Origin of the sequence: Dolomitihabitans soli, assembly GCF_022213955.1 — a bacterium.
Classification (GTDB): domain Bacteria; phylum Actinomycetota; class Actinomycetes; order Streptosporangiales; family Streptosporangiaceae; genus Streptosporangium_A; species Streptosporangium_A soli.
This window is the reverse complement of sequence record NZ_JAKNTW010000011.1, coordinates 121,970-139,986: the sequence shown is the minus strand read 5'-3', so window position 1 is coordinate 139,986 and position 18,017 is coordinate 121,970. Positions and strand designations below refer to the sequence as shown.

At 69.9% G+C, this 18,017-nt stretch carries 16 protein-coding genes; 7 read left to right on the top strand and 9 right to left on the bottom strand.

All coding sequences use genetic code 11. The annotated features are described in order from the left end of the window. Positions 1–3 precede the first annotated feature (3 nt). Positions 4–930: a carbohydrate ABC transporter permease gene (locus MBA17_RS24240; RefSeq protein ID WP_238498854.1), complete on the bottom strand. Its 927-nt coding sequence runs from the start codon at positions 928–930 to the stop codon at positions 4–6. 160 nt (positions 931–1,090) lie between these two features. Between MBA17_RS24240 and MBA17_RS24235 the strand changes: the two genes are divergently transcribed. The 4 genes from MBA17_RS24235 to MBA17_RS24220 all read left to right on the top strand — a co-directional run bounded on the left by MBA17_RS24235 (position 1,091) and on the right by MBA17_RS24220 (position 6,397). After that, complete coding sequence (locus MBA17_RS24235; protein ID WP_238498853.1) at positions 1,091–2,155, top strand: LacI family DNA-binding transcriptional regulator; 1,065 nt, start codon at positions 1,091–1,093, stop codon at positions 2,153–2,155. A gap of 165 nt (positions 2,156–2,320) precedes the next feature. Beyond that, positions 2,321–4,252, top strand: coding sequence for a DUF2264 domain-containing protein (locus MBA17_RS24230; protein WP_238498852.1), 1,932 nt, complete (start codon positions 2,321–2,323; stop codon positions 4,250–4,252). 346 nt (positions 4,253–4,598) lie between these two features. Then, positions 4,599–5,306 (top strand): ThuA domain-containing protein, encoded by a 708-nt coding sequence (locus MBA17_RS24225; RefSeq protein ID WP_238498851.1) that lies wholly within the window; start codon positions 4,599–4,601, stop codon positions 5,304–5,306. Then, entirely contained in the window at positions 5,291–6,397 is a 1,107-nt protein-coding gene (locus tag MBA17_RS24220) for a Gfo/Idh/MocA family protein (protein WP_238498850.1), read from the top strand. The genes MBA17_RS24225 and MBA17_RS24220 overlap by 16 nt, the downstream gene beginning before the upstream one ends. Before the next feature lie 132 nt (positions 6,398–6,529). Here MBA17_RS24220 and MBA17_RS24215 read toward each other — a convergent pair whose 3' ends face one another. Continuing rightward, positions 6,530–7,540: a LacI family DNA-binding transcriptional regulator gene (locus MBA17_RS24215; RefSeq protein ID WP_238498849.1), complete on the bottom strand. Its 1,011-nt coding sequence runs from the start codon at positions 7,538–7,540 to the stop codon at positions 6,530–6,532. Positions 7,541–7,804: 264 nt separating this feature from the next. Here MBA17_RS24215 and MBA17_RS24210 point away from each other — a divergent pair, with 264 nt between their 5' ends. Beyond that, positions 7,805–9,226 carry a glycoside hydrolase family 43 protein gene (locus tag MBA17_RS24210; RefSeq protein ID WP_238498848.1) on the top strand — a complete coding sequence of 474 codons (1,422 nt, stop codon included), beginning with the start codon at positions 7,805–7,807 and terminating at the stop codon, positions 9,224–9,226. Between the two features lie 226 nt (positions 9,227–9,452). On the opposite strand, the gene MBA17_RS24205 is transcribed toward MBA17_RS24210, so the two are convergent. From MBA17_RS24205 to MBA17_RS50535, 7 genes are all read right to left on the bottom strand, one after another. Next, positions 9,453–9,923 (bottom strand): cupin domain-containing protein, encoded by a 471-nt coding sequence (locus MBA17_RS24205; RefSeq protein ID WP_238498847.1) that lies wholly within the window; start codon positions 9,921–9,923, stop codon positions 9,453–9,455. A gap of 130 nt (positions 9,924–10,053) precedes the next feature. Then, positions 10,054–11,109 (bottom strand): cobalamin B12-binding domain-containing protein, encoded by a 1,056-nt coding sequence (locus MBA17_RS24200; RefSeq protein ID WP_238498846.1) that lies wholly within the window; start codon positions 11,107–11,109, stop codon positions 10,054–10,056. Continuing rightward, the gene (locus tag MBA17_RS24195; RefSeq protein WP_238498845.1) at positions 11,106–12,701 is read right to left on the bottom strand and encodes a PP2C family protein-serine/threonine phosphatase; all 1,596 of its coding nucleotides are present in this window, start codon (positions 12,699–12,701) and stop codon (positions 11,106–11,108) included. The genes MBA17_RS24200 and MBA17_RS24195 overlap by 4 nt, the downstream gene beginning before the upstream one ends. Before the next feature lie 518 nt (positions 12,702–13,219). Then, positions 13,220–13,834: a dihydrofolate reductase family protein gene (locus MBA17_RS24190; protein WP_238498844.1), complete on the bottom strand. Its 615-nt coding sequence runs from the start codon at positions 13,832–13,834 to the stop codon at positions 13,220–13,222. 322 nt (positions 13,835–14,156) lie between these two features. Further along, on the bottom strand, positions 14,157–14,672 hold the full coding sequence (locus MBA17_RS24185) for a hypothetical protein (protein WP_238498843.1): 516 nt from the start codon (positions 14,670–14,672) through the stop codon (positions 14,157–14,159). Between the two features lie 585 nt (positions 14,673–15,257). Continuing rightward, positions 15,258–15,758 carry a DUF3885 domain-containing protein gene (locus MBA17_RS24180; protein ID WP_238498842.1) on the bottom strand — a complete coding sequence of 167 codons (501 nt, stop codon included), beginning with the start codon at positions 15,756–15,758 and terminating at the stop codon, positions 15,258–15,260. A gap of 316 nt (positions 15,759–16,074) precedes the next feature. Continuing rightward, entirely contained in the window at positions 16,075–16,845 is a 771-nt protein-coding gene (locus MBA17_RS50535) for an AraC family transcriptional regulator (RefSeq protein WP_238498841.1), read from the bottom strand. Positions 16,846–16,924: 79 nt separating this feature from the next. Between MBA17_RS50535 and MBA17_RS24170 the strand changes: the two genes are divergently transcribed. Both MBA17_RS24170 and MBA17_RS24165 read left to right on the top strand, forming a co-directional pair. After that, a complete protein-coding gene (locus MBA17_RS24170) occupies positions 16,925–17,734 on the top strand; it encodes a phytanoyl-CoA dioxygenase family protein (RefSeq protein ID WP_238498840.1) in 810 nt (269 codons plus the stop codon). Then, entirely contained in the window at positions 17,731–17,994 is a 264-nt protein-coding gene (locus MBA17_RS24165) for a hypothetical protein (RefSeq protein WP_238498839.1), read from the top strand. Before MBA17_RS24170 ends, MBA17_RS24165 begins: the two co-directional genes overlap by 4 nt. Positions 17,995–18,017 lie beyond the last annotated feature (23 nt).

The window sequence follows — 18,017 nt, the reverse complement described above, 5'->3', positions numbered from 1 at the left end:
CGCTCAGCCGGCCTTTCGCATGCCGCGCAGCTGGACGATGTAGGCGATCACCATCGTGATGGCGCCCATGATGATCGCCACCGTGGCGGAGTAGTTGTGCTGCTGGCCGGAGAAGGACAGTGAGAACGCGTACAGGTTGGGGGTGAAGTACGTGGTGATCGCGTTGGGGGCGAGGTTCTGCAGGATGCTCGGTTCGTTGAAGAGCTGGAAGCTCCCGATGATCGAGAAGATCGTCGCGACGATCAGAGCGCCGCGCAGAGCCGGCAGCTTGATGGCGAAGATCGTCCGGATCTGTCCTGCGCCGTCCATGGCAGCCGCCTCGTAGAGCGAGGTGGGGATGACCTTGAGCGCGGAATAGAGGATCAACATGTTGTAGCCGACGAACTCCCAGGTGACGATGTTGCCGACGGAGGCGAGGATCAGCTGCGGGGACAGCGGGTCGGGCAGGGTGATGCCCAGGGTGTCGTTGAGGTTGCCGATGAGCCCGAACTGGCTCCCGTACATGAACCCCCACATCAGCGTGGCGACGACGGCCGGGACGGCGTACGGCATGAAGATCGACACGCGGAAGAAGTCCGTGCCGTAGAGGCGGCCGGAGTCGATGGCCAGGGCCACCAGCAGGGCCACGAACAGCATGATCGGGACCTGGACGGCGAGGAAGAGCGAGACCCGGCCGGCCGCCGCCCAGAACTGCGGGTCCTCGAAGGCGCGCAGGTAGTTCTCCAGGCCGACGAAGGACGTGCCGCCGATCAAGCGGGTCCGGAACAGGCTCAGGTAGATCGAGTACGCGATCGGCGCGAGGAACACCAGGGCGAAGACCGCGATGAACGGACCGGCGAACCACCATCCGGTCCATGACCGGGGGGCTCTCGTGCCCCGTCGTGGCGGGCGCGCATCGATCACCGGGGCGGAACGCGACGTAGTGGCCACTGCGCTTCCCAACTGCCGATCGCATGGTTACGTAAACATGGAGGGAGGCCGTGCGGTGATGGTTACGTAAACATAATGTCGTGATGCTGTCATCGGCTCCCCTGTGCGTCAAGAGTGCTCGGGCCGGATACTGGGGCGGCGACGTGGAGAGCGGGAGGACATGAGCAACAGCGGTGTCGAGAGCGTGCGGGACGCGGGACGGACCCGGGCCGACAGGGCGGCCTCCCGGCGCGTTTCCATGACGGACGTGGCCCGGCTGGCCGACGTGTCACCGCAGACCGTCTCCCGGGTGTCCAACGGCTTCCCCGGCGTGCAGGAGGAGACCAGAATCCGGGTGCTCGCCGCCATGCGGGAACTCGGCTACCGGCCCAACGGCGCGGCCCGGGCTCTCAAGAGCGGGCAGTTCCGCACCATCGGCGTGATCTTGTTCACGATGTCCACCACCGGCAACGTCCGCACGCTGGAGGCGATCGCGACCAGTGCCGCGCGCGAGGGCTACACCATCATGCTCATCCCGGTGGCGGCTCCCACGCAGGACGGCGTCTACGGCGCCTTCACCAGACTCGGGGAGTTCGCGGTCGACGCGGTGATCGTCATCATGGAGGTCCACCTGCTCGACACCGCGACGGTGTCCCTGCCGCCGGGCGTCCCCGTGGTGGTGGTCGACTCGGACGCGGGGGACCGCTACAGCGTGGTGGACACCGACCAGGGCGACGGCGCGCGGCAAGCCGTCCGGCACCTTCTCGACCTCGGCCATCGCACGGTGTGGCACGTCGCGGGCCCGGAGGAGTCGTTCGCCGCCCAGCGGCGGGCCGCGGCCTGGCGGGCGACGCTCCAGGCCGCGGGGCGGCAGGTGCCGCCACTGCTGCGCGGCGACTGGTCGGCCGACTCCGGCCACCGGGCCGGCCTGCGTCTGGCGCGCGAACCCGGCTGCACCGCCGTCTTCGCGGCGAACGACCAGATGGCGCTCGGCTTGCTGCTGGCCATGCACGAGAACGGCAGGGCCGTGCCCGGTGACATCAGCGTGGTCGGTTTCGACGACATCCCCGAGGCCGGCTCCTTCACCCCGCCGCTGACGACCGTTCACCAGGACTTCGCCAGTGTCGGGCGGCACTGCGTCGAAGGCGTGCTGCGCCAGATCCGCACCAGGACGGCCGAGCCGGGGGTGACGATCGTGCCCACCCGTCTGGTCGTACGGCGGAGCACGGCCGAGCCGCGCGGCTGATCCCACGACCGCCCGGCACCGGCCTTTGATCAGAAATGCTCACCAGGCAATCACAATGGTCAGATATTTCTTGACGTGTCCAGCTAGCCGATGGCACGGTCGCTGGACCTGAACGCACCCGATCTGTCGCCAGGTGACCGCTCCGACGAAGGAGGACGTGCGAGGATGCCGATGGCCGAGCCGGCGGATCGCCGGGTCTCGCCGTACACCGGATGGACCAGGGCGCACTGGGCTGAGCTGGCCGATGGTCTCCTGCTGACGGCCCGCCGGCACGCCTCCCCCTCGCACGCCCGCGTCTCGTTCCCGGGCGCGCCGGGCGGATACGGGCAGGACGTCGACGCGCTGGAGGGCTTCGCCCGCACCTTCCTCGCCGCCGGTTTCCGGGTGGCGGGGGAGAACGGCCGCGACCCGCTGAACCTGATGGAGTGGTACGCCGAAGGCCTGGCCCGCGGGACCGATCCGAACGCGCCCGACCGCTGGGTACGGCTCGACGAGCACGACCAGGCCAGGGTCGAGGCGGCTTCGATCGCGCTGGTGCTCCATCTGACCAGGTCGTGGTTGTGGGACCGGCTCACACCGCTGGTGCGGGAGCAGGTCGTCGACTACCTGGCCCCGGCGATCGGCGCGGCCTACCCGCCCATCAACTGGGTCTGGTTCCAGATCATCGTCGAGCAGTTCCTCTCCTCGGTCGGCGGTCCCTTCCAGCGCGAGGACATCGAAGCGGGGCTCGCGCTCTCGGACGGCTTCGCGCGGGAGAACGGCTGGTATGCCGACGGCTCCGAACGCGCCTACGACCACTACACCGGGTGGGCGTTGCACTTCTATCCGCTGATGTGGACCGAGATGGCCGCCGGCGATCCGGACGCGGACGCCCGGCGGCCGGTCTACCTGCGACGGCTTGAGCGCTACCTGCACGACGCCGTCCACCTGGTCGGCGCCGACGGCTCGCCGCTCATCCAGGGACGCAGCCTGACCTACCGGTTCGCCGCTGCCGCCCAGTTCTGGCTCGGCGCACGCTCGGGCCTCGCCACTCCGGCTCCCGGGCTCCTGCGCCGTGCCGCGTCCGGCATCGCCCGCCACTTCGTGGACCGCGGGGCTCCCGACGAGGAAGGACTGCTGACACTCGGCTGGCACGGGCCCTGGCGGCCGATCGCGCAGTCCTACTCCGGGCCGGGCTCGCCGTACTGGGCCGCCAAGGGCCTGTTCGGGCTGGCTCTGCCCGCCGACCACCCCGTGTGGACGGCGGTAGAGGAACCGCTGCCGGTCGAGGTCGGCGACTACCACCTCGTCGTGTCCTCGCCGGGATGGCTCGTCAGCGGCACACGGGCCGACGGCATCGTACGGGTGACCAACCACGGCACCGATCACTCGCATCCCGGATCACATCTGACCGATTCACCGCTGTACGCGCGGTTCGGATATTCGACCGCCACCTCGCCCGTCCTCGCGGGCGAGCACGCCGTCCGTCCGTTCGACCAGTCGGTCGTGATCCTGGACGAGCACGGAGAGCCCAGCCACCGCACGGGCTTCGAGACGCTCACGCTCGACCGCCTGCCCTCGGGAACCCTGATCGGCGCGTCGGGCTGGCACGCGCACTGGGTCACCTCCGATCGCGACGACCCTGATCACGGATACGGGCGGCCGGGAACGGCACGACTCGGGCCGTGGATCCACGTGGTCTCGGCGGTGCGCGGCCCCTGGGAGGTCCGCCTCATCCACCTGACCGGCGACGCGTACGGCGTGCTCCGCGTCGGCGGGTGGCCGCTCCCGGCACCGGCACCGGCCGGCGACACGACGGACATCGCGACGAACGGCACCGGATACTCGCAGATCATCGGAGGAACCGGGCTGGAGGAGGGCGGAGTGGCCTCCCTCCATGATTCTTCGCCGCTGGCGTCCTGGACGCTCGTCCCGTGGTGCGCCACGAGCACCCCTGCTCGGCCGGGCACCTGGTATGACGTGGCCGTGTTCCTCGGCGGGCGAGCACCGGACCGTCCGCCGGTCGTGACCAGGGACGATCGCGGCCCTCGTGCCGTCACCTGGCCGGATGGGACGATCGACGACCTGACAGCCCAGATCACGACGAGGACGACCTGACAGCCAGATCACGATGAAGATGACCTGACAGCCAGATCACGACGAGGACGTGCGCACGATCAGCCGCGGCTCGATGACGACGCGGTGCGTCGGCCGTCGGACGCCTCGGACCACTCCGGATCGGTTCCGGTCGGATCAGTGCGGCGCAGGGCACGGCCTGGATCCGGTCAGGTCCTTCCGGGGCCGGGCAAAGCCCGAAAGGTCCGGTGGGGGCAGCGGGAAGAGAACTGCGGCTTCCCTTATGGCCAATGCTGGGTTGTATCAGCCAAATCTGGCACGATCTGTTACGCGTACGAATGCGACAAATATCGTCACCAGCCTGCTGACCCCCAGCGAAAGGCAACGCATGACAGGTGAACACGGCCGGAGGGCCCTCGTGGTGAGAGGCGGCTGGGAGGGGCACGCCCCCGTCGAGGCCACCGACCTCTTCGTCCCCTTCCTCGAAAAGCAGGGATTCGAGGTGCACCGGGCGGACTCGCCGGCGCCGTACGCGGACTCCGCGTTCATGGCCGGTGTCGATCTCATCGTGCAGTGCCTGACCATGGGCACGATCGCGCCGGACGAGCTGACAGGGCTGGAGGCGGCGATCCGCGCGGGCACCGGGATGGCGGGCTGGCACGGAGGCATCGCCGACTCCTTCCGCAACTCCTCCGGCTACCTGCACCTCATCGGCGGCCAGTTCGCCTGCCATCCGGGCAAGGACCCGGACGAGGGGGACGCGAGCGCGCAGGACCACAACTTCGTGCCCTACACCGTGAACATGGCGCCCGGGGCGAGCACCCACCCCATCACCGCGGGCATCGCGGACTTCGACCTGGTCACCGAGCAGTACTGGGTCCTGACGGACGACTACGTCGACGTGCTGGCGACCACGACGCAGCAGGTCCGCCCCTGGGACCCGTGGCACCGCGAGGTCACCTCGCCGGCGATCTGGACCCGGCGGTGGGGAAACGGGCGGATCTTCGTCACGACCCCGGGGCACAGCCTCGACGTCCTGCGGAACGACAGCGTGCGCACCGTCATCGAGAGGGGAATGTCGTGGGCCAGCCGGTGAACGTCGGCGTCGTCGGGTGCGGCGCCATCTCGGCCCAGTACTTCCAGACCATCGACCGGCTGCCGTGGCTCCGGCTGGCGGCCGTCGCCGATCTGGACCTCGACCGGGCACGGGAGGCGGTGCGGCCCTACGCCGGAGTGACCGTGGCCGGCGTGGCGGAACTGCTGGCGGATCCCCGCGTCGACGTCGTGCTCAACCTGACCGTTCCGGCCGCCCACGCCGAGATCGCGCTGCAGGCCGTCGCGGCCGGTAAGGACGTCTACTGCGAGAAGCCCCTCGCGGTGACGACGGCGGACGCCGAGCGGATCCTGGTGGCGGCCGCCGCGGCTCAGGTGCGCGTGGGGTGCGCGCCGGACACGGTGCTGGGCACCGGCACGCAGACGGCCCGCAAGGCGATCGACGACGGCCTGATCGGCAGGCCGGTCGCGGCGACGGCGACGATGATGACGCCCGGCCACGAGCGCTGGCACCCGAACCCCGACTTCTACTACGTCGCCGGCGGCGGCCCGCTCCTGGACATGGGCCCCTACTACATCACCAGCCTGATCACGTTGCTCGGGCCGGTGACGACGGTCATCGGCGCCGCCAGCCGTACCCGGGCCACGCGCACGATCGGCTCGGGCCCCCGCCGCGGCGAGGAGATCCCGGTCACGGTCGACACCCACGTCACCGGGGTGCTCGTGCACGCTTCGGGAGCGTTGTCCACGCTGGTGATGAGCTTCGACGCGGCGGCGACCGCGGCGCCCCCCATCGAGGTGCACGGCGAGGAGGGCTCGCTCGTCGTGCCCAACCCGAACCACTTCGACGGGTCCGTCCTGGTGTCGAAGGTGGGGGAGGAGGGCCGGCGGACTCTCCCCGAGGCGGCCGGCTACGTCGCGGCCGGGCGCGGGGTGGGTCTGGCGGACTTCGTCTCGACCCCTGCCGGGCTGGAGCCCCGGACGAGCGGATCGCTGGCCTTCCACGTGCTCGACGTCATGGAGTCGCTGCTGGCCTCGGCGCGCACCGGGACGGCGGTGACCATCGCGAGCACATGTGAACGCGCACGCCCGGTGGCCCTGTCACCCGCCGAGGACGCGGGCCGTACTGCCTGAGCGCACACGGCGACGGCGGCCCCCGCCGAGGTGCTGGATCCGGCGGGGGGACCTGTTCCGCCCCACCGAGGGAGGGGGACGCGGAGAGGTCCGTCACCTGGGCACAACCGAAGCGGAGGCCGCGTGTGAGGCTCAGGCGGGAGCGGTGCTGGACCGTACGACGAGGACGGTCGGCACCTCTGTCCTCGCCCGCGGCCGGTCGGCGAGCAGCGCGGTGAGCGCGGTCCGGCCCAGCTCGGGCCAGGGCTGGCGGACGGTCGTCAGCGCGGGCGTGGCGTACTCCGCCGCCAGCGAGTCGTCGAAGCCGACCACGCTCACGTCGTCCGGCACCCGGAGTCCGTGCTCGCCGAGCGCCTGGTAGACCCCGAGCGCCATGGCGTCGGAGCAGGCGAAGACGGCGGTCGGCGGCTCAGGCAGCGCGTCGAGCAGCGCCCTGGTGGCCTGGAGCGCGCCGTCCATCTGGAAGTAGCCGCACACCTCCCATCGCGGGTCCGCCTTCAGGCCGGCCGCGGTCATGGCCTGGCGGTAGCCGGCCCGCCGTTCCACGGCGGCCGGGACCCCGGGGCGGCCGGTGACGATGGCGATGCGCTCGTGGCTCAGGCCGATGAGGTGCTCGGTGGCGGCGCGGGCGCCGGCCCGGTTCGTGGCGACGACGACGGGCAGGGGCTGGTCGTTGCGGCGCGGCTCGACGATCACCGCGGGGATGCCGCGGTCGGTCAGCCACATCCGCTGCGTGGCGGTCGGCGACGTGCGCACGAACAGCACTCCCGCGGTGTCCCGCACGCTGATCCGGTCCAGCCAGGCGGGCGGCGGCTGGCCGTGCCGGGTGCGGTTCACGACGGCGGAGACGACCACGTCGACCCCCAGTCGCCAGGCGGCGTCCTCCACGCCTTCGAGGATGGCGAGCGCGTACGCCGAGCCCAGCCCCTGCAGCATGACGTCGACCATGCTGCCCTTGACGGGCTTGGGCCGGTGCCGCGGATAGCCGTGCCGCTCAAGGACCTCGGTGATCAGACGGCGGGTGTGCGCGGAGACGTCGGACCGGCCGTTGAGCGTCTTGGAGACGGTCGCGACCGACACCCCGGCCGCACGGGCGATCACCGCGAGCTTGGGCAGCGGCGGGCGCGGATCTTCGACGGCCATGTCCTCCACTGTCCTCCGCCGGGCGGGTGAGCGACTAGGGTCACCGTACGAAAATTTCGAGATTGCGGGAGTATCCCCTGCTCGCGACGCCCGGCGCGTTCGTAGGCCGTTGACGTCGCGTTCGTGCCGGCGCGACGCTTCCTCCAGCCGATCGCACCAGCACAGAGGAGTCACCCACGTGGCCGTCGTCCCAGCGACCCTGACACCGCGTCCGCCGGTCGCGACGCGCCGCCTCCAGCGGATGCCGGCCGGGGCGGTGCAGGGATGACCAGGACATACCGCAATCCCGTCCTGAACGCCGACTGGTCCGACCCCGACGTCATCCGCGTCGGCGAGGACTTCTACCTGACCGCCTCCACCTTCACCAAGGTGCCCGGGCTGCCGATCCTGCACTCGCGCGACCTCGTCAACTGGACGATCATCGGACACGCCGTGACCAGCGGCTACGACGACGTACGGCCGGGCTGCGGAGTATGGGCGCCCGCGCTGCGCCACCACGCCGGACGGTTCTGGATCTTCTACGGCGACCCCGACGCGGGCGTCTACCAGGTGAACGCGGCGGATCCGCGCGGGCCGTGGACCGCGCCGCACGTCGTCAAGCCCGGCGCCGGGCTCATCGACCCGTGCCCGTTGTGGGACGAGGACGGGCAGGCGTACCTGGTGCACGGCTGGGCGAAGAGCCGCGCGGGGGTGAACAACCGGCTGACGCTGCACCGCATGGCCCCGGACGCGAGCGGAGTGCTCGACGAGGGCACGCTGATCATCGACGCCGACCTGCTGCCGGGCTACCAGACCCTGGAGGGGCCCAAGCTGTACCGGCGCGACGGCACGTACTGGATCTTCGCGCCGGCGGGCGGGGTGGAGCAGGGCTGGCAGTCGGTGTTCAGGGCCGACTCGATCTTCGGGCCCTACCAGGACCGGATCGTGCTGGAACAGGGCGGCACCGACGTCAACGGCCCGCACCAGGGCGGCTGGGTGGACACCCCGTCGGGCGAGCACTGGTTCATGCACTTCCAGGACCGCGGTCCCTACGGCAGGGTCGTCCACCTCCAGCCGATGGCCTGGCAGGACGGCTGGCCGTCGGTGGGGGACGAGGGCGAGCCGGTGGCGGAGGGCCCCCGACCCGTGCCGGGCGGTACGGCGAGCGCGCCCGCGACCTCCGATGACTTCGCGGGGCCCGCACTCGGGTTGCAGTGGAGCTGGCAGGCCAACCCGGACCCGTCGTGGTGGGAACTGCGGGACGGCAGGCTCCGGCTGACCTGCGTGCCCGGACCGGAGGACCTCAGAGAGCGCCCGGCCGTGCTCGGGCAGCGCCTGCCGGGCGAACCCTGCACGGTCGTCACCGGCCTCACTCTGGAGGGAGACGGCCGGGCGGGGCTGGTCGTGCTCGGCCTCACCTACGCCTGCGTGGGGCTGGAGCGTACGCCGGACGGGACCGTGCTGGTGTGCGGAGACGCCGAGCCCGTGCCCGTCGAGGAGGGCACGGGCGTCACCGTCGGCGCCCGGATCGGCCCCGGCGCGCTCGTCACATTCCTGGCCGACACGGGGGAGGGGCTGCGCGAGATCGGCGAGCCCTTCCAGGCCACGCGGGGCCGGTGGGTCGGCGCGGTCCTGGGGCTGTTCGCCGCGGGAAGCGGCACCGGTCAGGCGACCTTCGACGCGTTCACCGTGGACTTCGGGCGGTGACCGCCGGAGTTCAACGAGATCACCGGGACATCACCGGGACATCGCCGGGACATCGCCGGGCGAGCCGAGCGCCAAGGACCCCGTCGACCGGTTCACGGCCGAACGGACCTCACCAGGACCGGCGACGGGTACGTCACCGTCTCCTGGAACGTCTTCGGCGACCCACAGCCGGACACCAGGACGCCGGCGGGTTCGCCGATCCGGAGATCCCGGGCCGGACAGCGGCTCATCCGGAGTTTCCCTCGCCGTACACCGGCCCGCGGAAATCCAGCAGGGACGGCGGAGGCAGCGGCTCGTCCTCGGTGCCCGGCGCCGGGCTGCGCTCAAGGAGCCGAGTGCCGACCACATGCCCCGCGAACACGGCGTGCAGCCTGACACCGTTACCCGACACGTTGCGGAAGCCGTGGGCGACGCCCGGCGGCACCATGATCACGGAACCGGGTCCCACCGGCTGCCACTCGCCGTCGTAGAACGCCTCCGCCGTACCCTCGTCGATGATCAGGACCTCCTCGTTGGTGTGCTCGTGCACGGGGATCACCTCGCCGGGCGCCAGCAGCTCGAAGTTCAGCACCAAGTCCTTCACGTAGGCCCCGTCGCGGCGGGCGGGGTCGAGCACCAGCGAATACCGCGAGTTCGGCTTGTAGTTGTGCGGGTCTTCGGGGAAAGGGACGTAGGTCAGATGATTGATGACAGTCACGAGAGTGAGCATGAACCCGAATACCGATCACGAGTAGAGCGCACTAATTAGTCACTTAGTTATTCTGAGGTGACCATTGAGGCCGGGCATCTGGCCGGCGTCGGTGAGAGCCGCGGGGGTCGTGCCCGGCTCACCGGCCGGGTTTGGATTCGCGCAGTGCGGCTCGCGCGCGGGTCAGTGTGGTGAGGGCGCGAGGGAAGCCGGTGAGGCGGTCGGCCAGCACGTCCAGAGCGGTGGTCAGCATGTGTGCCGGGATGCCGCGCGCCGTGAGGATGCCCGCCATCCAGCCCACGAAGGAGGAGAACAGCTCGGGATCGTCGACGTACAGGGCGGCGCGCAGAAAATCGATGATGTACGCGAGGTCTTCGGCGGTGTGCCCGAGTTGCTGCTCGGTGTAGGCCTCCATGCCGGGGAAGTGCCGGGTCAGTTCGCCCATGGCACCCCTCACCAGGTCTGCGGCGGACCTGGTGAGCAGGGTGTACTCGTGGTCGGCCAGGTGCGGCGGCCCTTCGAAGCTCCGGCCGGACGCGGGCCGGTGCGGCGGCGGCCCGTCGGCCAGGTGGTCGGCGGCGGCACGCGCGTCGGGCGCCCAGGCGTCGGCTCCGAGCAGTCGGGCGTACCGGCCGTCCGGTCCGAAGGCGGCGCCGCCGGCCAGCACCGGCGTACCCGCCGCCTGGCACGCGGTGATCGCCGCGTGCGCGGCGGGCAGCCGGGTCGCGAGTGAGCTGGACAGTGCCACCGCGTCCGGGTTCGTCCGGTGCAGATGCGTGACCAGGTGGGGCGTGGGCACCTGGGCGCCCAGGTAGTCGACGCGCCAGCCCCGCACCCGCAGCACCTCGGCCAGCAGCCGCGCCGGGAACGAGTGCCATTCGCCGTCGATGCAGGCCACCGTGATCCGCCCCCTGCTCTGCGCCGGGTCCCCCCGCGCTGCCGGGTGATGGGCCAGGGTGGCCAGCACACGCTCGTTGACGGCGGTCGCGGTGTGCTCCTGGGCGACCGTGATGCGGTTGGCCGCCCACTCCTGGCCGACGCGCGCCTGCACGGCGGCGACGACGTCCAGCAGCAGGGTCTCCAGCGGGACGCCGGCGTCGAGCGCGGCCAGCGCCACGCCGGCCGCGGCGTACTCGTCTCCGGCCGTCGACGCCGCCCACAACGCTTCGACGCGCTCCTCGACGTCGTCCTTCACGGGAGCCGCCCTCCGGCCGCGCCGCGCGGGGAGTCGCGGGGCGCGGTGATGGCGACGACCGCCATGTCGTCGTGCTCGGCGCCGCCGATCCACTGGGACGCCAGCATCTGGACGCGTTCCGCGATGGCTTCGGGAGGCATGCCGGCGCACTGCCGGAGCTGTTCGCACAGCCGCTCCTCGCCGAAGAACTCGTCGCCGAGCGGGCCGCCCCTGGCCTCGATGATGCCGTCGCTGTAGAGCAGGCACGTCTCGCCGGGGTCCAGCAGCACCGAGTCGGTGACGCTGGTGGTGTGCTCCAGAATGCCGATCAGGGTGCCGACGGCCCGGACCGTCTCGACCCGGCCGTCGTTCCGCACGATCAGCGGCGGCGGATGCCCGGCGCTGGTCAGCCGCAACGCGACTCGCGTGCCGCGGCGCTCGACCGAGGCCAGCACGAGCGTGACGTGGCGCGCCGGGTCGCCGTCGGTGAGCAGCACGCCGTTCAGCATCTCCAGCACCCGCTGGTGGTCGTCGGCCAGCGGCAGCAGGGTCCGCAGGGTGTCACGGATCTTCCCGGTGAGCACGGCGGCCGCCAAGCCCTTGCCCGCCACGTCGCCGAGCACCACCAACGACTCCCGCCCCGAGCCGGCGACGGGATGCACGTCGTAGAAGTCGCCGCCGACCCGCTCGCTGTCGCCCGCGGGCTGGTAGCGGGCCGCCAGTTCCACGTCCTTCAGCATCGGCGCGGGGGGCGGCAGCAGTTCGGCCAGCAGGGTCTCGGTGATGGCCGCCTGCTCGGCGTACTGGCGGGCGACCGAGATCGCGGAGCCGGCCCACGCCGCGAAGAGCCCCGCGAACGCCTTCTCGTCGTCCGAGAACCCGGCCTTGCGTGAGCGGCGCAGCAGTACCAGCGCGCCTGCGGGCAGGCCGTGGCCGGGCAGGGCGATCATCCCCACGGAGCCCTCCTCGCCGATCCCGTCGCGGAGCACCCAGCCGGGGGCCTCGGCCGGGTCGATCCAGCGGGTGGGTACCGGGGGAAAGCCCTGTAGCGCCTCGGTGAGCCCCGGAACCGTAGCCGGGTCGATGGCCGCGTCCGCACGGACCACCTCGCCCTGCGGATCGCAGTAGGCGATCACGTGCCCGCGAGGGGCCAGCGGCATGACGACCAGCGCGGCGTCGGCGAGGCGGCGGGCGGCCACCCGGGCGGTCGCCTCCAGGCAGCGGTCGAGGTTCAGGGACGACAGCAGCTCGCCGGACGCCTCGACCATGAACCCGGTCCACTCCCTCTCCGCGCGCAGTGACTCGACGGCCTGCCGGTGCCCGGTGACGTCGATGAGCCACCACATGACACGATCGCTGTCGGCGTGTACGGGATGCGCCTCGAACACCCGCTCGCCGACCGGCCCGCGGGCCGGCTCCCATCCGGCGCGAGCCCGGCCGGCACCGGCGCAGATCTCGCGGTGGGCCCGCGCCAGCCATGCCGGGGCGGCCCGCGCCAGCGGCACTCCGGCACCCGCGCCGGCGAGTAGCAGCCGGGCGGCCTCGTTCGCCTGCTCGATGACGCCCGCCGCGTTGATCGCCAACATCGGGTACGGCGTGTCCTCCCACACCATCCCGATCGTGCCTCGCCTCAGACCCCTCTTCAGATCTTCACTCTACGAGCGAAAGGCCCTGGCCTTCTTCACCCAATATCAGATCTTTGCAGTATCTTTCACCCGGATCTGGGCGGGGCGTTTCTGCTGGTGATCGGCCCATCGCGTGTGGGTCAGTGTGGATCAGCGTGGCCGGCGAGCGGAGCACGGGTACGGGGCGGGCGTCGAGTGCGTGCAGGATGCTGTCGGCGAGCGGGCTTCGCTTCGAGCGGGCTTCGCTTCGAGCGGGCTTCGCTTCGAGCGGGCTTCGCTTCGAGCGGGCTTCGCTTCGAGCGGGCTTCGCTTCGAGCGGGCTTCGCTTCGAGCGGGCTTCGCTTTGAGCGGGCTTCGCTTTGAGCGGGCTTCGCTTTGAGCGGGCTTCGCTTTGAGCGGGCTTCGCTTTGAGCGGGCTTCGCTTCGAGCGGGCTTCGCTTTGAGCGGGCTTCGCTTTGAGCGGGAACGTCGTGCGTCGGGAATACCGGATGCGGTCTTGATGGCTCTCACCCGGGTTCCGCGACCGAGCCGTAGGCCGGGCGGCCGGTGGTCCGATAGGTCTGGAGCATTACCCCGGTGCTGGTGGCCTTCGAGTCGACGAGCCGGAGACCGGTCGGGACGACGTCGTCGAACAGCCGCTTCCCGGTGCCGAGCACCACCGGGAAGATCACCAGGTGGAACTCGTCGACGAGATCGGCTCTGACGAGGGTCTGGATCAGGTTGAGGCTGCCGTGCACTTGAAGCTCGCGCCCGGGTTCGCCCTTCAGCCTGGTGACGGCCTCCACGACGTCGCCTTTCAGCAACGTGGTGCCCGCCCATCCGGCCTCGTCGAGCGTGCGGGTCGCGACGTACTTGGGGAGCGTGTTGAGCTTCGTCGCGACGAGCTCGTTCTCGTCGGTGACCTTCGGCCAGTACGCGGCGAAGATCTCATAGGTCTCGCGGCCGAGCAGGAACGCGTCGGCCGCGGCGAACCAGCCGTCGATCGCACGCCCGAAGTCGTCATCGACGTAGGGAGCGAGCCAGCCACCGTGCTCGAACCCGCCACTACGATCCTCATCCGGGTCACCCGGTCCCTGCCCGACGCCGTCGAGGGTGATGAACGTCGTAACGGTGAGCTTCACTGGTTCTCCTTCTGCTCAGTGGGCGCCTGTCGCACAGCGACGAATCCCACAGTGACGGGCCGCAGGACCGCGCTCCGCATTCCCGTGCCGTACGGCCGGCCTGGGCGGGGCCGAAAGGTGCCAAGTCGTGCGCCACCCAGGCGCGAGGCGGCGGGACGGAGCCGCTCGTCGTCCGCCGATGCGCAGCACGCCCCCGACCAGGCAGGCGGCGACAACGCGGATGGTCATCAAGGTAGGGAATGACGGTCTCACCATTCGCCATGCCGAGGACATTGCCATGCCCGGAATCGCGGAGTCAACCGCCGTCTTACCGCCGCGATGATCAGAAGAAATCATCTAGAATCTTACATTCGTCGAAGGACTGTCCGTCTGGATCTATTTCTGCCTTGTAGGTAATGGGAACGATCTCCAGCTCTTCGCTGTCCTTTGGTGGCGAGAATTGTCCGCTTATATCACTTTTTTGTATGTTTATTGCTATTTCTTCCTTCGCCGGGTTGCTGCACATCAGTCGTATGCCCGAGATCGACACTCCCGTGGCTTCCGCGAGCTTGGCGAGTTGATATGGGCGAGGTCGCACGAAATGTCGTGCGTATGTCACTAAATGCCGAATTTGATCTTCCGCTTCTCTTTTGATCTCGGACAGCTCCCGAAGCTTGTGCAAAACGGGATCGAAACCGGCCCCCTCGGTCCTGGCGGCCTCGTCCAGCTTCTGCAGCTCCTTCGCGCGCAGATCGTTGATATATGTGGTGAGTGGATAAAGATGGGCATTATCCTCCAAAATGGACTTCTGGGGCAGGCGGTACAGGATGCGGACGACATCGCCCGTGATCTCCATCATGGCTCACCTCGGATAAGTTTTTGTACATCCTGCAAATTATTACAGCACGGGAAGGGTGAAAGCGCAGCCAATCGGTGTGGCGTGGAGTAGATAACCCAACCTGGGTGGATGAATTGAAACCCGTATCTTGATGACACGAACGCGATCTTGTGGCAGCGTACGGTTGCATGAGGGTGACCTCTAGGTCGCCATCGATTAAAAGAAACGGCCCCCCGTTGCAGCGGAGGGCCGTTTTGTGCGGTTCCAACATCCAGGGAAGGAGTCCGCTTACGTGAGACTACCCGTAGGGCGTCCACCTAAGGAAGACGCGGCATCTATTGAAGAGCCAGAACGGCTCTCCCATCGATGGGCGATCATTCTCTTGTCGGCAGGCGTCAGCGGCTTCGTCATGGGGGTTGTCGCCGGACCGGTGGCAGCTTCAGCATCGGCGCTGGCCGTCATCGGTCTGCTTCACCAAGTTTTAAAGTAGATCTCCAAGGTCAAGTCGGCCGAGGGGTCAACTGCCTCCGGCCGGCTTGGCCCGACCTCCGGGTAAGGCGTCGTCGAGCGCGCACCACCACGGGGACGACGCACACCGCCGCAGCCTCAGAAGCCGCCAGAGTGCCTGGACAGCCAGCCGGAGTGCGCCTCCTTCAGCCGGTCGCGCGCCTCGGTGCTCTCGACAAGGCAGTCCGCGCCGCCGTCGTAGGGGTGGTAGAGGCGGTGGAGCGCGGTGTCCATGATGATGACGTTTCTGTGCTCGTCGTCCGCTACGGCGCGAAGCAGCGGATCGGTCATCCCCGGCCGCCAAGGCCGTTCGCCGACGTGCAGATCGACTGTCCGGTCCGTGTCTGGATCTTCATCGCGCAGGGTCGTCCAGAACCGGGAGCCGGGGTTCAGCTTCTGGAGGTAGTCGTCTTCTCCGGCGCCGTAGGTCGCCGTCACGATGTAGACCCGTTGCCGGGTGAAGAGCTCGTCCAGCACGGTGTTGTGCCGGCGCAGCAGGATCGCGTACTCGCTCTCGTCGTCGGCATAGCGTTTCGAGCCGGGCAGGCTATGGAAACGGACCCACCGATCGGGGTAGACGTGCTTCAACTGGTCCGCCATCGGCGGACACTCCGGCCACCGCCTCCACCACAGCGCCGACAGTTCCGGCCACCCTGGACCCGGCATCTCAGTCACCTGCACTCAAGCAGGCTAGAGATCACGTGCAGAGGTCGGCAATGCGTTTCTGGACCGGCGCGTCTGCAAGCCGTCCGGCCGGTTCGCCGTCGCGGCCGAACGGAAACCGGCCGAGGGTGATCCCGAATGGGTGGTCATGGCGACCGATCACCTGGCCGAACTGCTCACCTGACGCGGCTTGCCGGGCGCGGTGGGAGGGCCGATCAGCCAGGCACCCGAGGGGCGTCGCGAGCGGTCGTCGTCAGGCGCACCCGGGCCCCTGCGGCCCGCGAGAGCGGATGGCGCGCGGCGGGGCGGCGAGTTCGCGGCGGCAGGCCTTGTTGAATGCCTGCAGGTCGGGGATCCCCACCGCCGCGGCGATCGCCGAGATCGGGAGCGTCGACTCGCGCAGCAGGTGGCGGGCCTGCTCCAGACGCCTGCGCCGGATGTAGGCGACCACGTTGGCGCCGGTCTCGGCACGGAAGAGCCGGGTGAGGTGGTTGTGCGAGACGCCCGCCGCCCTGGCGATGTCCGGCACGGTCAGCGGCTCGGCCAGGTTCGACTCGATGTGGGCGATGGCCGTCCGCACCGCGGCGTGCGGTCCCTGGGCCTCCGCCAGGCGTACGACGTGCCACAGCACCGTCCACACCTCGGCCGCGGCCATGGCGGGCACGGCGTGGGCCACGGCGACGGCCTGCTGGAGCAGGCCGCCCAGCAGCGGGGTCTCGGCGCCGGCGTCCTGCATCAGCGGCACGGTCCGCGCCTGTCCCGCATCCGGCAGGCGCAGATGCGCGTACAGGTGCTCCGACCTGCCGTTGTAGAAGTACTGGACCTGCTGGCCGGGCGGGATCAGGCTGACGTGACCCGGCCGGATGGGATGCGTGGTGCCGCCGACGACGAGCCGGGCGGCGTAGCCGTACAGGTGCAACTGCCACAGATCGGGCAGCAGGAACACGTCGCGCCGGGTGGTGATCCCGTGCACGCCCACCCCGAGATTGACCACGACCGGCGGATCGTCCAGTCGGACCGTCACCCGCTCCATGGTGAAAATCTACCAGTAATGGTGACCAGGGCCCACGACTACGCTGCCCCATCGCTCCTACCGTTGACGTATGCCAACCAGTAATCTTCTGACCTCGGCACAGGTCGCACGCTTCGTGGCACAGGGCTTCCTCCGGCTGGACGCGATCGTGCCGGAGGAGTTGAACGCCGAGGCGATCGAGGTCTTGACCACCGGCGTGCCACCCGTCCCGTACGGCACGCCGCTCGCCGAAGCCTTCCTCCCGGGGACGTTCGCCCGCCGCCTCGTCGATCTGCCCCTGATCGCCGGCGCGCTGGAGAGCCTCGTGGGCCCGGCGCCGACCGTCGACCACCATGCCGTGCACGTGCGCGAACCGCAGGGCGGCACGGCTCAGCCGCTGCACGGCGACGCCATCATCGACACCCGTGCGGACGCGTTCGACGTCCAGCTCATGTACTACCCGCACGAGGTGACCGAGCAAATGGGCGGCACCCTGCTCGTGCCGGGCAGCCACCTGCGCCGCACCAACGAGAGCGACACCGGCCGCTACCAGAACCTGCTCGGCCAGGTCAGGCTGACCTGTCCGGCGGGCACGGTGCTGCTGCTCCATCACGGCATCTGGCACGGCGGGCGGCGCAACGACAGTGATCGACGCAGGTACATGTTCAAGATCCGTTTCAATCCCACGGTGCCCCAGGTGCGGCTCTGGGACACCGCCGACCTCGTCGACCCCGCGGTCGCGGCCGAACTGGCGGTCCAGCACCCCTGGTACGAGCACGCCACCGGGCGCCTGGAGATCTACAACCGGGTCGCGCTCTGGCGGGCGCTGACCGACGACGACGGCTTCGACATCGACTACTGGGCCACCCGTGTGACCAACCGTCCCCGGAGGACCGCATGAGACAACAGGTCCTGGTCCTCTACCTGGCCACCTCGGCGCTCGACGCCCCGGTCGTCGGCTGGTCGTCCTACGACGGCACCGGGCGGACCGCCCCCGCCACCGGCGACGGCGACGAGCCGCCCTACGAGACCGGCGTGGCCGCGCTGCTCGACGGCTGGCGCCTGTTCCAGGCCTCCCAGCTCATCCCGCCCGCACCCGGCCACGAGTACGGCACGTCCTTCCTCAAGCACGAGTTCTTCTTCGAGAAGCTGGACACCTGACAGCGTCACGGGCAGCCCCGCAC

What these genes read in the sequence shown, in the direction of transcription:
- MBA17_RS24210 (WP_238498848.1), top strand. Translation starts at nt 7,805, where the DNA reads ATGACCAGGACATACCGCAATCCCGTCCTGAACGCCGACTGGTCCGAC.
- MBA17_RS24165 (WP_238498839.1), top strand. Translation starts at nt 17,731, where the DNA reads ATGAGACAACAGGTCCTGGTCCTCTACCTGGCCACCTCGGCGCTCGAC.
- MBA17_RS24235 (WP_238498853.1), top strand. Translation starts at nt 1,091, where the DNA reads ATGAGCAACAGCGGTGTCGAGAGCGTGCGGGACGCGGGACGGACCCGG.
- MBA17_RS24180 (WP_238498842.1), bottom strand. Translation starts at nt 15,758, where the DNA reads ATGGCGGACCAGTTGAAGCACGTCTACCCCGATCGGTGGGTCCGTTTC.
- MBA17_RS24185 (WP_238498843.1), bottom strand. Translation starts at nt 14,672, where the DNA reads ATGATGGAGATCACGGGCGATGTCGTCCGCATCCTGTACCGCCTGCCC.
- MBA17_RS24230 (WP_238498852.1), top strand. Translation starts at nt 2,321, where the DNA reads ATGCCGATGGCCGAGCCGGCGGATCGCCGGGTCTCGCCGTACACCGGA.
- MBA17_RS24170 (WP_238498840.1), top strand. Translation starts at nt 16,925, where the DNA reads ATGCCAACCAGTAATCTTCTGACCTCGGCACAGGTCGCACGCTTCGTG.
- MBA17_RS24225 (WP_238498851.1), top strand. Translation starts at nt 4,599, where the DNA reads ATGACAGGTGAACACGGCCGGAGGGCCCTCGTGGTGAGAGGCGGCTGG.
- MBA17_RS24195 (WP_238498845.1), bottom strand. Translation starts at nt 12,701, where the DNA reads ATGGTGTGGGAGGACACGCCGTACCCGATGTTGGCGATCAACGCGGCG.
- MBA17_RS24215 (WP_238498849.1), bottom strand. Translation starts at nt 7,540, where the DNA reads ATGGCCGTCGAAGATCCGCGCCCGCCGCTGCCCAAGCTCGCGGTGATC.